We start from the raw sequence: 13,511 nt of genomic DNA on the forward strand, positions 1-13,511 counted from the left end.
GAATCACCTATCATTCTTGAGTTTTATTTCGACAATTCTGGCTGCATCGTTCGACATCATCATAGCTGAAAATGCGAAAGAATTCTATAGTGTTGTCAGGTGTTCTTACACAGGGGCTAATCGCAAGAAAGAGTAGGAGAATAGACAAAACAAAAACGAATAGCTCCTGGCAATAGCTATTCGTTTGTTTTAACAGAGCCGCTAGGAGAACTTAGCTGCAATTTGGGGTGTTTCCCATTCTTCTATCTCCCCATGCGCACATCATATTTAAAATTTCTCGTAATGTTTCGCCTTCTTCACTTAGTGAGTACTCTACTTTAGGAGGAACTTCATTGTATACTTTTCTATTAACCACACCGTCTTTTTCTAATTCTTTTAGCTGTTGAGACAGCATTTTTTTGGTAATAGCAGGCATAGCTCGCTGAAGTTCACTAAAACGTTTTTCGCCTTCTTTTAATAGGCATAAAATAACGACTTTCCATTTCCCGCCGATTACTTCAAGCGTTGCTTCAACAGGTACATTATAGTGGGGTGCTTTCACCGTTAATCCTCCATTCATAAACAGCTATGAAATATGGATATAATAATTTAATATCCATAGACCTAGGTTACCGGGAAGGTACCTGGTTACATGAAAGTGCCGTCTTTTGTAAACAACATGTATTTATTATACTGAAAAAGAACTTTTAATTGAAGGAAGAAATGTAAAAGGAGAGATCTTGATGAAAGCTTTACTGCTAGAAGGCAAAGGGAAAGTAAGTGAGATGAAAGTCGGAAATATCCAAAAGCCGCGTCCGGCTAAAGGTGAAATTTTAGTTAAAATTAAAGCTACTGCCCTGAACCCTGTAGATTATAAAACAGGAAACGGCGGTAATCCTAGTTGGACATATCCTCACGTATTAGGACTTGATTCAGCTGGCGTTGTTGAGGAAGTGGGAGAAGAAGTCACAACTGTCAAAGTCGGAGACCGCGTTGTATATCATAGCGATTTATCAAAAAAAGGCGGGTTTGCACAATACGGAGTGACAACAGCCCACACAGTTTCTCTTATTCCGCAAGGAGTTTCATTCGAAGACGCTGCAGCTATTCCATGTGCGGGATATACAGCATATCAAGCATTGTTTCACAAAATGAACGCTTCAAAAGGCCAAACGATTTTAATTCACGCAGGTGCTGGAGGGGTTGGAGGGTTTGCCATTCAGCTTGCCCAAAATGCAGGCCTTACAGTGCTCACAACCGCATCTTCGGCCAATCATGAGTTTGTAAAAAGTTTAGGTGCTGATTATGTAATCGACTACCGTAAAGAAGACTTTGTGAACAAAGTGATGGAGCTTACCGATGGAATTGGTGTAGATTTAGTCTTGGATACCGTTGGACGAGACAATGCAGACGAGTCAGTGAAGGCTCTTGCTTTTAATGGTCAAATTGCATTCATCGCAGGACCGCCTAATGTAAACGATTCGATTTCGTTTGCGCACCCACTATCGTTTCATCAAGTTGCATTAGGAAGTGTACATCAGTCTAATAACGTAAAAGAACAGCGAAAACTTGCAGAGATGGGAAATAGAATGCTTTTGCTTTTACAAGAAAATAAGCTAAATGCACTGGTGGAAAAAGTCATTTCACTAGACGAAGTGCCAGCAGCATTAGATGAACTGGCGACTCGTCGAGTAAAAGGGAAAATTGTAGCTGTAATAGATAAGTGATAGAACGAAAAAGAGATTGAGACATAACCACATCAATTCAATCTAAAGACAAACAAATGGAATAAAGGAGCTCGTATCGATCATTTATTACGCCGCTGTTGATCTCCGTGCAAGGATTCGCTTTCTGCGGGCGGTCGATGAGCCTCCTCGTTGCTTGCGCTCCTGTGGGGTCTCATCTGTTCCGCTGTTCCCGCAGGAGTCTTCGCCTTGCTCTCCAATCAACAGCTAGAAGCAGCTAACTGGATGAACCCTACGTTTACCAACACAATGCAAAGGTCCGAACGAGTACTCGTTCGGACCTTCCTTAAACTAACATACTTTTTATTTTAGCCTCTTTTAAATTGTAAACTGCTGAGTATAGAGCTTGTGATAAAACCCTTGTTTTTTTAGCAGCTCCCGATGATTTCCTTCTTCAATAATTTGTCCGTCTTTTAAGACAAGAATTTGATCTGCATTTTCAATCGTTTTAAGGCGATGGGCAATCACAAAGCTTGTTTTTCCTTTTAATAGATTACTCATTCCTCGTTGAATATCAATTTCTGTTTTTGTATCAATATTGGAAGTAGCTTCGTCTAAAATTAAAATATCACAGTCAGAAAGCATGGCTCGAGCAATCGATAAAAGCTGCTTTTGACCTTCACTTAAATTTCCTCCGCCAGCTGAAATAACGGTATCGTATTGCTGCGGCAAATGCTTGATAAAAGAATGAGCATTTGCCATTTTTGCTGCGCTTTTCACTTCTTCATCGCTGGCATCTAAACGGCCGAATCGAATGTTATCCGCAATCGTACCGGAAAATAAATAGGTATCTTGAAGAACAATGCCGATTCGGTTTCGTAAATCATGGATGTTATAGTCACTGATGGAACGGCCGTCAATTTTAATGTCTCCGTTTGAGATGTCATAAAATCGTGTGAGCAAGTTAATGATGGTTGTTTTACCAGAACCTGTTGGACCGACCAAAGCAACCATTTCACCTTTTTTTGCTGTCAGTGTAACATTTTCTAAAATCATTTTTTCATCGTTATAGCCAAATGATACGTTCTCAAAAGCAACGTCTCCTGCAAATTTTGTAACAGAAAGAGCGTTTGGCTTGTTTGTGACGTCCGGCTGCTCATCCATAATAGCAAATACGCGCTCTGCGCCGGCAATAGCCGAAAGAATGGTGTTTACTAAGTTTGCCATTTGACTGATTGGGCGAGAGAACTGACGTGAGTAGTTAACAAATGAAGCGATCATCCCAACTGTAACGCTACCTTGAACAGCCATAAATGCTCCTGCTCCGATCACTAGTGCTAAGCCTAAGTTGTTAATAAAGTTTGTGACAGGACCTAAAAAGCCTGAAAATGTTTCCGCTTTTGTTGCTGAACTTCTTAGCTGTTCATTTCGTTCATTAAAAACAGTTAAAAAGTCTTTTTCCTTACTAAAAAGCGTAACAACTTCTCCTCCAGAGATAGCTTCTTCTACAAAGCCGTTTAGCTCACCTAAGTCTTTTTGGCGTTTGCCAAAATTTTCACTGCTGCGTTTTAATATTTGCCGAACGATTATAACCATCAATGGAATAACAATCAGCGTGATAATGGCAAGAATCCAGTTGAGCGAGAACATCGCAATGGTAATGCCCACTAAAGACAAAATAGAGGACAGAGCCTGAATAACGCTTTGACTTAGAGCGTTGTTTAGATTATCAATATCATTTGTGACTCTGCTCATTAACTCTCCGTGAGCTCGTTTGTCAAAAAAGCGAAGGGAGAGAGTCTGAAGCTTTGCAAATAAATCTTGGCGGAGCATTCCAATAGTTGTAAACGAAACGTTCACCATTAAATAGGTTTGCAGCCATGTTAATAAAGATGTCGTAATATAAATTCCTGCAAGAATAAGGGACATTCGTATCGTCCCGCTGATATCTTTAGGAATAATATGCTCATCAATAATAACCCCAATTAAATAAGGGCCTAATAAATTAAGCAGGGAAGTCACAATAACTAAAATGATCGCAGCCACAAGCGGAGGTTTTCGTTTCCCCATATATGACCAGATTCTGTACAGTGTTTTTTTCGCATTCTTTGGCTTAACTACAGGGCCTTTCATCATTCCTCTAGGGCCGCGAATAGAGCCCATTTGATTTTTACCTTGATTATTCACTAGGCAACACCTCTTTTCCGCCTTGTGCAAGGTAAATGTCGTAATAAAGAGAGCGATAACGAAGCAATTCTTCATGAGTCCCTTGTTCAGCAATTTTACCTTCATCCATGACGATAATATGATCAGCGTGGAGAAGAGACGAAATTTTAGAAGCAATGATGATAACGGTCGCATCAGCAAACTCTTCTTTTAAATGTGTTAGTACTTGTGCTTCTGAGACAGCGTCCAATGCCGAAGTTGCATCATCGATGACCAGGATAGCGGGCTTTCTAACAAATGCACGCGCGATTGAAAGACGCTGCTTTTGCCCTCCTGATAAATTGGTCGCCCCTCGCGTTAAAGGATACTCATATCTTTCTGGGAGTTTTTCAACAAACTCCGTTGCGCATGCAAAATCCGCAGCATCTTCAATTTCTGAGGGAGAAGCATGATCTTTTCCCATGCGAATATTCATATCAATCGTGCCGGTAAACAGCGTAGCTTTTTGAGGAATAAACCCAATGGATGAGCGAAGCACTTTTACGTCATAGTCCGTAAGATTTTTTCCATCCACGAAGATTTCGCCGTCATCGGGATCATATAGGCGGGAAATAAGTTTTGCAAGCGTCGACTTCCCGCTTCCAGTAGAGCCGATAATGCCAATGGTTTCCCCGTGTTTAGCAGTAAATGAAATATCTTTTAATACGTTTTCGCCATTTTTACTATAGCTGTATGTAACGTTTTGAAACGATAGATCACCTTTAAGTCTGTTGATTTGAGCAGCAGAGTTTGCTGGAGGGATGTCTATTTTTGTTTTTAATACAGAATCGATTCGTTCAGCTGAAGGGAATGCGCGTGTAATTTGCATCAGCACCATGCTGCTTGACATAAGTCCGTTTAAAATAATCGTTAAGTAATTAATAAAAGCTAAAATCACACCTGCTTCAATTTTTCCTGCTTCGACTTGAAGCCCTCCCAGCCATAGAGTAGCTACCATTCCGATATTTACGACAAATAAAATAACGGGCATTAAAAGCGAAATAAGCTGAACAGCACTCATATTAGCTCGGGTCAAGGAGCTGTTTGCTTCTTTAAATTGATTGATTTCATATGATTCTCTTACATACGCTTTTACTACACGCATCCCTGATAAATTTTCTTGGACTTTTGTGTTTACACGATCAACGCTTTGCTGAACTTTTTTAAAAAGTTTTCCAGCTTTCGTGATTACAAACCAAATGCACAAAAATAAAATAGGGACGACCACGACGATAATAGGAAACAAAGAACGAGCGGTTAATAACACGATCACAATACTTCCTGCAAAAAGTAAAGGACCTCTCACTAAGACTTTTAACGTCATATTTAATGCGTTTTGAACACTCGTTACATCATTTGTCATGACGGTAATTAAGTGACCGGTCCCTAGTTTGTCTCTGTTGCTGTTTGAGAGGTTTTCAATCTTTTCAAAAAGAGATTTCCGAATATCGGTAGAAAAATTCACTGCCGCTTTTGTGCTAAGGATGGCGCAGACGATACCAGCAGCTAAGCCAATGAGTGCTAACATGAGCATAAGGATACTTCGGATGATAACATATGTTTGATTGTTGTTTGCAATGCCATAATCAATGATATGCTGCATAATAGTAGGCTGAAGAAGGTCAGCTAACACTTCAATGACCATCAATAGCGGGGCAAGCAGCGCGAGCCACTTGTAAGGTTTTAAGTAAGGGTACAAAGATTTAATTGTATTCACACATTGTGGCACTCCTTTCTGTAAAAAATATGGTAACATAGAATAAGTTTAGAAGTTTGTTTCAAGCACCATTTATTATACGCCAATGCAAGCAGAAATCCACTTTTTGAGAGGGTCAGGTATGCAATGAATCAAACATTACGAGTACACCATCCACTTTTTGGATCTTTGTTATATGACTCGGCCTGGGTTGGAGAAAAACAGGTCACTTTCTTTGGACAAAAACAACACGTGTTGCTGACAATTGATGGAGATAAAGAGAAGCCATTTCAAAAACGACAAGAAGAGGCTTTTCAAGCATTTTGGCTTCAAGGTGAATTATTGTTAAAGAGGACAGAAAAAGCTCTTTTTGATTATTATCAACAGGTGCGAGATGAATACAGAACTCAAGTTGAAAAAGACGTGGTAGACTTATTAGTTCCGAATGTAAAAAAGCGAAAAGACATCGGTTTTTTAGTTGAGTGTATTCAAATCTTTGTTCCTGAAGCACCTCATGATACAAGAGAACTTGGTTTGTTTTTTGAATGTACGTGGGAAGAAGAGCATATGTTAGCTGTAAAGTTTAGAAATGAACAAATTGCGGCTATTGGCTTACAAGAAGATTTATTCTAGTAAAAAGCCTTGAAGCACCTGCTTCAAGGCTTTTTGGCATTAATGTTTGACGGGCTCTTCGATTCCCATACCTGTATTTGCTTTTACTAAAATTTCATCAAATTTCTTTTCGTCTGCTTTTTTAGACGAAAGAAGTGTTCCTACAAAAGCAGCTAAGAAGCCTAGAGGAATAGAGATAATACCAGGGTTTGTTAGCGTGATGAGCGGTTCACCTACAAAGATAGCAGCTCCCGGCTCAGGTGCCCACACGTTTGGACTAATAGCAACTAAAAACAGTGAGCTGAATAGCCCAACCAGCATCCCGGTAACAGCTCCTGCTGTATTGAAACGTTTCCAAAAAATAGTGAGAAGAATAATTGGCAAGTTAGCGCTCGCTGCTACGGCAAACGCAAGTGCCACTAAAAATGCCACGTTCATGGTTTGAGCAAATAATGCAAGAATAATAGATAGAATGGATACCCCAATAGAAGCCCATCGTGCAGCCACTACCTGTTCTTTTTCAGTAGCAGCTCCTTTACGCAGAATATGACTATAGAAGTCATGGGCGAATGCTGAAGCTGCTGAGAGCACCAGTCCCGCTACAACAGCTAAAATCGTAGCAAAAGCTACAGCTGAGACAAACGCAAAGAGAAAGTCTCCGCCAAGAACTTGAGCGAGCAGGGGAGCTGCCATGTTTCCTGCTGCATTTGCTTTGATAATATCATCGTATCCTACAAAAGCAGCAGCACCGAATCCTAAAAAGATTGTCATAATGTAAAAAACGCCAATGATCCACGTTGCATAAATAACAGACTTTCGTGCGGTGATGGCATCTTTTACTGTAAAGAAACGAATAAGGATATGAGGAAGGCCTGCTGTACCAAGAACAAGAGCTAAATTCAACGAAATCATGTCCAGCGGATTTTTGAATTTATTTCCTGGATTTAAAAAGCCGTCACCAAGAGGAGTTGCAGTTTTCATCTCAGAAAACATTTTAGCTAAGCTAAAGTCAAATTTTGAAAATACGATAATGGAAATAATGAACGTACCAATCATCAGAAGCAAGGCTTTGACAATCTGCACCCAGCTAGTCGCTGTCATTCCTCCAAATACAACGTAAACCGTCATCAAGACGCCGACAATCAACACAGAGTACACGTAATCTAGACCAAGTAATAAATGAATTAATGCTCCTGCTCCAACAAGCTGCGCAATCATATAAAAAATCGAAATGGTGATCGTGTTTAACGCAGCAACTCCCCGCACTTTCTTTTCGTTAAAACGAGCTGCTATCATATCTGCCATCGTGTACTTTCCTAAGTTGCGAAGTGGTTCAGCTACAATATATAACACAACGAGGTAGGCAACTAAAAAGCCGATGCTGTAAAAAAAACCGTCAAATCCAGAAAGCGCTACCATTCCAGCTATGCCTAAAAATGATGCGGCAGACATATAATCTCCGGCAATCGCCATACCGTTTTGCCAGCCGGTTAAACTTCCATCTGCTGTATAAAAGTCACTGGTCGTTTTTGTCCGCTTGGATGCCGCATACGTAATGATTAGCGTAAGACCTACAATGGCTAAAAAAAGTGAAAAAGCTAGTACGTTCATTCATTTAACCCCCTATTTAATTTGCAGCTTCTTTTTTAATCGTGTCAACAAGTTCATCAAATTTCGAGGCTCTTTTTGTGTATAGAATGCATAGGGTCCAAGTCATCACGAACTGTGCAAAAGCAAATACCCACGCCCAGGTCATAGAAGCAAAAGCTGGTTTGTTTAGGACGGTTGTGTAAGCCGTTAAGATAGGCAAGGTAAAATAAAAAGCAAGAAAAAACAGAGAGAGCGGTAAAATAAAATTGCGTTTTTGTTTCAAGAGCTTTTGAAATGAAGCAGACTGTACAATTTCTGTGTAATCAGGAGAGGAAGAAGCATTGTTTACCTTCTTTAAAGAATTTTCATTCATCGCCAAGCGGAATTCCCCCTTTGATAATAAATAGATGAAGCGAAAAGCTTCATATCACTTGAATTATATTATTTTCGGAATAAAAAGTAAATTCTGTCTTTTTGTGAGAATGGTAACTGTGTAAGTTTTTTAATATACTGAAGGTTCACAATAAATGCATACTGCCATAATAAAAAAGAACAACATTCAATACAAAGGAAAAATCGTTCGCAAAAGAAATGTTGAAATTAATCCTTAGTTTCTTTTATATAAGGCTTTTCTTTATTATTTAAACGTTATTTGTTTGTTTGATCTTTTGAAAAATAAGAGAAGATGATGATAAAATCATAAGCACGCAATAATGCTTAGAGAGGAAACAGGTTGAGAAAATAAGCTATTATTTAGAGATGGTTATAAATAGACAAGATATTATGAAAGATTTCTATATGAATGATATTTTTTCTTTATAGTATACAAATAACGTGACTACTTATATAAAAGAGAAAAGGTGAAAGAATGGCATTTGGAATTAAACGCCCGGAACTAAACGCATGGAAAGCAGCTGTTAAGCGAGGAGAGATCGCATTTTTAACTCATTATTGGCTTGATGAGCGTTTTCCACATGCAACTACCGTAACAAAAGTAGGTTGCAGTGACCTAAATAAGCTGATTAAGTGGGGAAAAAAGTATGGTATTCCCGCTGAGTATATTGATAATCGATCCGGCTATCCTCATTTCGATTTACTAGGCGAGCGTCAGAAAGAAATTATGAAAAAGGAAAATCAGCTGGAGCAGCTGAAGCGATTTGAAGAAGTTAACGAGTGAAAAGAAAAACTAATTTCAAAAATTGTAAAAAAATTCTATTGTTAAGGCTTTTTTTATGTTTAAATAGAAAAAACAGTGGAATAGATTAAGAAGAACAATTATGTCATGTATTCTCTCATATAGGGAAAATAACTTAGTGGAGTTTCCTTATTTGATACGATAAAGAGCTTTGTTTTATAATAAAATTGTTGTTCGGATAAAAGGAGGAAGAAGGGCATGTCCGAGGTTGGAACTTTAAAAAAAGGATTAGATATCTTCTCTTTGCTTTTAAACCGTCCGAATATGACTATTCCAGAAATGATGGAAGCGCTCGGTTTTAATAAGAGTACGATGTATCGTCTTGTGAGCACGCTTGAGCAAAATGGATTTATTGTAAGAAACCCGTCTAACCGCTATACGGTTTCACCACAACTGGTGCTGGCACTCGTGCAAAATACGATGCATACGAACTATGAAATGAATTGGCTCTCTGTTCCTGCTATGCAGAAGCTGAGTGAAGAGACCAAAGAGACCATTTACGCGGGAATTCTCCATCATAAACAAATGGTTACAACTCAGGTGGTCAACGGGCAATATAGCACTCGTACGCATTCCGAAGTAGGAAATAAAAAGCCGCTTCATGCAAATGCTATTGGAAAGTGTATTCTTGCTTATCAAGAGGACAGCGTACAAAAATCTATTCTTCATGAACTTTCGCTTGAAGCTTATACAGATCGAACGATCACCGAGCTGGACGAGCTTGAAGCTGATTTGGCTTTAAGTAAGGAAAGAGGATATGCTGTCGATGATGAAGAACGGGAGCCTGGCGTTCGCTGTATTGCAGCCCCTATTTTCAGAAAAGGAAAAATAATGGCGGCTATTGCTTTATCAGGTCCATCCTTTCGTATTTCACAAGAGAAAGACGAAGAACATGCTGCACTTGTCAAACAGTGCGCAGAACAAATTTCACAAGCAATTACTCTTTACGAATAATTCAATAGTAAAAAAAGGGGATGAACAGCAACATGGAAAACTTACAGTCAACGACGACCTTAGCAAACGGCGTTAAAATGCCTTGGTTAGGTTTAGGTGTTTATAAAGTAGAAGATGGTCAAGAAGTTGTAGATTCAGTTAAATATGCAATCAAAGCTGGATATAAAAGCATTGATACGGCTAAAATTTATGAAAATGAAGAAGGCGTGGGACAAGCGATCAAAGAATCAGGTGTTTCTCGCGAAGAACTATTTGTTACATCAAAAGTGTGGAATGCAGATCAAGGATATGACACAACTATTCAAGCATTTGAAACAAGCTTAAACAAGCTAGGTCTTGAATATTTAGATTTATACTTAATTCACTGGCCAGTTGAAGGCAAGTATAAAGATACGTGGAAAGCACTTGAAAAGCTTTATAAAGATGGGAAAATTCGTGCAATCGGCGTATCGAATTTCCAAGTTCATCATTTAGAAGACTTAATTGCAGATGCAGAAGTTAAGCCGATGGTAAACCAAATCGAATTTCATCCACTTTTAACACAAACAGAAGTGCGTGAATACTGTAAAAAACAAGAAATCCAAGTGGAAGCATGGTCACCGCTTGCACAAGGTGAGCTGCTTGATAACGAAGTATTAACTCAAATTGCTGAAAAGCACGGAAAATCAACTGCTCAAGTTATCTTACGCTGGGACTTACAAAACGAAGTAGTAACTATTCCTAAGTCAACAAAAGAACATCGTATTATCCAAAATGCAGATGTATTTGATTTTGAATTAAATGCAGAAGAAGTTGAAAAAATTAACGCATTAAATCAAAATCATCGCGTAGGTCCAGATCCAGATAACTTTGACTTTTAATTTTAAAGCAAGACTAAAACGTCTTGTAAGATAAATAATAAACAAAGCGCTATTGTCATTCATGCAGTAGCGCTTTGTTTATTAAATAGGAAATGTGATGGTTAAACGAGGAGGAAAAGTAATGAAAATGTCAGGAAACACTATTTTGATTACGGGCGGAGCATCAGGAATTGGGTTGGCGCTTGCAGAACGGTTTTTAAATGAAGGAAATGAAGTTATTATTTGTGGAAGAAGGGAGTCAAAGCTGCAAGAAGCAAAAGAAAAATTCCCTTCATTACATACAAAAGTGTGCGATGTATCAATAGAAGAAAGCAGAGTAGAGCTAGTAAAATGGGCGACTGAAAGATTCCCGAAATTAAATGTTATTGTGAATAATGCAGGCATTCAGCAGCGCGTAAATCTTTTACACATACACGAAGAGTGGCAGTATTACGAAAAAGAACTAATGAGTAATGTAAGTGCTCCTATTCATTTAACGTCGTTATTGATTCCTCATTTCGTTCAACAAGAACGTGCTGCGGTTATTAACGTAACTTCCGGGCTGTCTTTAACACCTGGAGTATGGGTGCCAATCTACAGCGCAACAAAAGCGGCGTTAAGGTCGTTTACGATTAGTCTAAGACATCAAGTAGAAAAAACAAATACCGAAGTGATAGAAATTCTTCCTCCAGCCGTGAACACGGATTTAGGAGGACCGGGACTTCATACATTTGGAGCACCGCTTAATGACTTTGCTGATTCGATATTTGAAGAATTGAAAAAAGGTAAAATCGAAATTGGCTATGGAGATAGCGCTAAGAGGCTTCATGCTTCCAAAGAAGAAATTGAGAAAGCTACAGCACAGGCTTGGAATGGATTTTTGAAAAATAATCCTGAATTTTAAAGGCAGCAAACAAAAAGCTTCCTAAACTCGTCAATAGTAGCACATCATAAAAAGAGGCTGGGACAAAAGTATTTTAGACGAAGTGAAAAACGAACCATTGATCAAAATTTTTGATTAGTGGTTCGTTTTTTCGTTAGGGTAAACGTAGGCTTCACCTGTTTAGGTCCTGCTAGCAGTTGATTGGAGGGCAAGACGAAGACTCCTGCGGGAAAAGCGGAACAGGTGAGACCCCACAGGAGCGTAAGGGACGAGGAGGCTCAGCGGCCGCCCGCGGAAAGCAAAGTCTTGCACGGAAATCAACTGCGGGGTCACAAGCGGTTCAGCTCATGTCTCCCATTTGTTCGTCTTTAGATTGGATTCATCTCGTTATGTCTCAGCCTCTTTTTATCATTAACGATCCACAGTTTGTCTAATACGTTTTTCCATTTTTTCAAGCATGCGGAGGTACTCATCCTGTTCTTCAGGAGTTAGAGCAAAAAGCATGTCTTGCCAAAATAAATTTCGCTGCTCAATTACATAGTTCACTAATGTTTCGCCAGCCTCTGTTAAGGATATCCATACAATTCGGCGGTCTTTTTGGTCACGTACGCGCTTAATGAGCGCATCATCTTCTAATTGATTTAATAAAATGGTAGTAGCCCCGGAAGTTAGCTTTAGATTTGAAGAAATTTCGGCTACCATACGTTTAGAGCTGACTCCAATGAATTTTAGAATTAAAAATTTTGTAATGGTCAAATTATAGGGCTGCTCACTGATTTTATCTTCCAAGAGCTTTCGCTTGAGTTCAAATAATGAGGTTTTAACTTGGTCAAGTTTTTCTAGTTTATCTATTAACTGCTGATCCATTATAATCACCTTTTCTTTATCATTATAGGTGTTAAACAATTGCTGCTAGTTACCTATTGTGGTTTATGTATATAGGGAGTTTGTTCCAAAAAAAGGAGCTGTTTTTGTGTATAACCCTATGCTTATATATCTAACTTTAAAGTAAAGTAAAGTACTTGTAAAGAAACCAAAACTTTTAAGTTGTATTTCAGTTAAAGATGTAGTAAAGTATTCAGTCGGGAAAACTTTATGAAACATAAATGTTTAGTTTTAAAAATAAATTAAAATCAAAGTTATTTACAACTAAATATCTTTGTGATAAAGTTATCTAGCGTAATACTTAACTGAATGAAATATTAAGGAGGTAAAATAAATGTCAAGAGGGCGTTTAATTTTAATGAACTTTATCGGAATTATTGTAGTATTAGCTTTAATTATTGGTGGGGGATACTATTATATTCAAAAATCTAATTATGTATCCACAGACAATGCAAAAGTGTCCGGCGACCTTTATACAGTAGTAGCGCCAGCGGCAGGTAAAGTAGCAAGCTGGAACGTTGAAGAAGGTAAAGATGTTTCAAAAGACGATGAGGTAGCTAAAATCCAATCAGAAGAAGGAGAAAAAACAGTTACAGTACCAGAAGACGGTAAAATCATCAAAACACAAGTAAAAGAAAATCAAATGGTTCAAGCTGGTCAACAAATTGCTAGCGAAGTAGATATGAATAACTTATTCATCATTGCAAACATTAAAGAAGACAAATTAAAAGATATTGAAGCTGGCGATGACGTTGATGTAACAGTTGACGGAGATACTAAAACAACAATCGATGGAAAAGTAGAAGAAATCGGTTATGCAACAAACTCAATTTTCTCATTAATGCCAAGTTCTAATTCAGACGGAAACTATACTAAAGTATCACAAACAGTTCCTGTTAAAATCTCTATTTCTAACTACTCTGAAAACGTACTACCAGGTATGAACGCAGAAGTTAAAATCTCTAAAAACTAAGAGCGTACAATGATT

The 13,511-nt window shown here is 38.4% G+C and carries 15 protein-coding genes; 8 read left to right on the forward strand and 7 right to left on the reverse strand.

From position 1 onward, the window contains the following. Positions 1 to 211: 211 nt before the first annotated feature. Entirely contained in the window at positions 212 to 559 is a 348-nt protein-coding gene (locus MMB69_RS18345; RefSeq protein ID WP_034668472.1) for a winged helix-turn-helix transcriptional regulator, read from the reverse strand. 163 nt (positions 560 to 722) lie between these two features. Between MMB69_RS18345 and MMB69_RS18350 the strand changes: the two genes are divergently transcribed. Then, on the forward strand, positions 723 to 1,706 hold the full coding sequence (locus tag MMB69_RS18350; protein ID WP_277448161.1) for a zinc-binding dehydrogenase: 984 nt from the start codon (positions 723 to 725) through the stop codon (positions 1,704 to 1,706). An 87-nt stretch (positions 1,707 to 1,793) separates the two neighbouring features. Here MMB69_RS18350 and MMB69_RS18355 read toward each other — a convergent pair whose 3' ends face one another. From MMB69_RS18355 to MMB69_RS18365, 3 genes are all read right to left on the reverse strand, one after another. Further along, entirely contained in the window at positions 1,794 to 1,928 is a 135-nt protein-coding gene (locus MMB69_RS18355; protein WP_277448162.1) for a hypothetical protein, read from the reverse strand. A 114-nt stretch (positions 1,929 to 2,042) separates the two neighbouring features. Next, positions 2,043 to 3,827 (reverse strand): ABC transporter ATP-binding protein, encoded by a 1,785-nt coding sequence (locus MMB69_RS18360; RefSeq protein WP_277448414.1) that lies wholly within the window; start codon positions 3,825 to 3,827, stop codon positions 2,043 to 2,045. A gap of 16 nt (positions 3,828 to 3,843) precedes the next feature. Continuing rightward, positions 3,844 to 5,586, reverse strand: a complete 1,743-nt coding sequence (locus MMB69_RS18365) for an ABC transporter ATP-binding protein (protein WP_277448163.1) — start codon at positions 5,584 to 5,586, stop codon at positions 3,844 to 3,846. A gap of 126 nt (positions 5,587 to 5,712) precedes the next feature. On the opposite strand from MMB69_RS18365, the gene MMB69_RS18370 reads away from it, so the two are divergent. Continuing rightward, on the forward strand, positions 5,713 to 6,198 hold the full coding sequence (locus tag MMB69_RS18370) for a DUF6985 domain-containing protein (protein ID WP_057239197.1): 486 nt from the start codon (positions 5,713 to 5,715) through the stop codon (positions 6,196 to 6,198). Between the two features lie 39 nt (positions 6,199 to 6,237). Here MMB69_RS18370 and MMB69_RS18375 read toward each other — a convergent pair whose 3' ends face one another. Further along, positions 6,238 to 7,788 carry a solute symporter family protein gene (locus tag MMB69_RS18375; RefSeq protein WP_221784394.1) on the reverse strand — a complete coding sequence of 517 codons (1,551 nt, stop codon included), beginning with the start codon at positions 7,786 to 7,788 and terminating at the stop codon, positions 6,238 to 6,240. A gap of 16 nt (positions 7,789 to 7,804) precedes the next feature. Continuing rightward, entirely contained in the window at positions 7,805 to 8,140 is a 336-nt protein-coding gene (locus MMB69_RS18380; protein WP_034275644.1) for a DUF485 domain-containing protein, read from the reverse strand. A gap of 495 nt (positions 8,141 to 8,635) precedes the next feature. Between MMB69_RS18380 and MMB69_RS18385 the strand changes: the two genes are divergently transcribed. The 5 genes from MMB69_RS18385 (at position 8,636) to MMB69_RS18405 (ending at position 12,072) form a co-directional block, all read left to right on the forward strand. Next, a complete protein-coding gene (locus MMB69_RS18385; protein ID WP_277448164.1) occupies positions 8,636 to 8,944 on the forward strand; it encodes a hypothetical protein in 309 nt (102 codons plus the stop codon). Between the two features lie 216 nt (positions 8,945 to 9,160). After that, the gene (locus tag MMB69_RS18390; protein ID WP_013081930.1) at positions 9,161 to 9,916 is read left to right on the forward strand and encodes an IclR family transcriptional regulator; all 756 of its coding nucleotides are present in this window, start codon (positions 9,161 to 9,163) and stop codon (positions 9,914 to 9,916) included. Between the two features lie 32 nt (positions 9,917 to 9,948). Then, positions 9,949 to 10,776, forward strand: coding sequence for an aldo/keto reductase (locus MMB69_RS18395; RefSeq protein ID WP_098600160.1), 828 nt, complete (start codon positions 9,949 to 9,951; stop codon positions 10,774 to 10,776). 121 nt (positions 10,777 to 10,897) lie between these two features. Next, complete coding sequence (locus tag MMB69_RS18400) at positions 10,898 to 11,659, forward strand: SDR family oxidoreductase (protein WP_277448167.1); 762 nt, start codon at positions 10,898 to 10,900, stop codon at positions 11,657 to 11,659. 176 nt (positions 11,660 to 11,835) lie between these two features. Continuing rightward, a complete protein-coding gene (locus MMB69_RS18405) occupies positions 11,836 to 12,072 on the forward strand; it encodes a hypothetical protein (protein WP_269870513.1) in 237 nt (78 codons plus the stop codon). Here the strand turns inward: MMB69_RS18405 and MMB69_RS18410 are convergent. Continuing rightward, entirely contained in the window at positions 12,050 to 12,505 is a 456-nt protein-coding gene (locus MMB69_RS18410) for a MarR family winged helix-turn-helix transcriptional regulator (protein ID WP_016763199.1), read from the reverse strand. The genes MMB69_RS18405 and MMB69_RS18410 overlap by 23 nt on opposite strands. A gap of 352 nt (positions 12,506 to 12,857) precedes the next feature. Here MMB69_RS18410 and MMB69_RS18415 point away from each other — a divergent pair, with 352 nt between their 5' ends. Further along, positions 12,858 to 13,496, forward strand: a complete 639-nt coding sequence (locus MMB69_RS18415) for a biotin/lipoyl-containing protein (RefSeq protein ID WP_277448168.1) — start codon at positions 12,858 to 12,860, stop codon at positions 13,494 to 13,496. The last annotated feature ends 15 nt before the right edge of the window (positions 13,497 to 13,511 follow it).

This window comes from Priestia sp. P5 (assembly GCF_029522155.1).
In the GTDB taxonomy this organism is placed as follows: domain Bacteria; phylum Bacillota; class Bacilli; order Bacillales; family Bacillaceae_H; genus Priestia; species Priestia megaterium_E.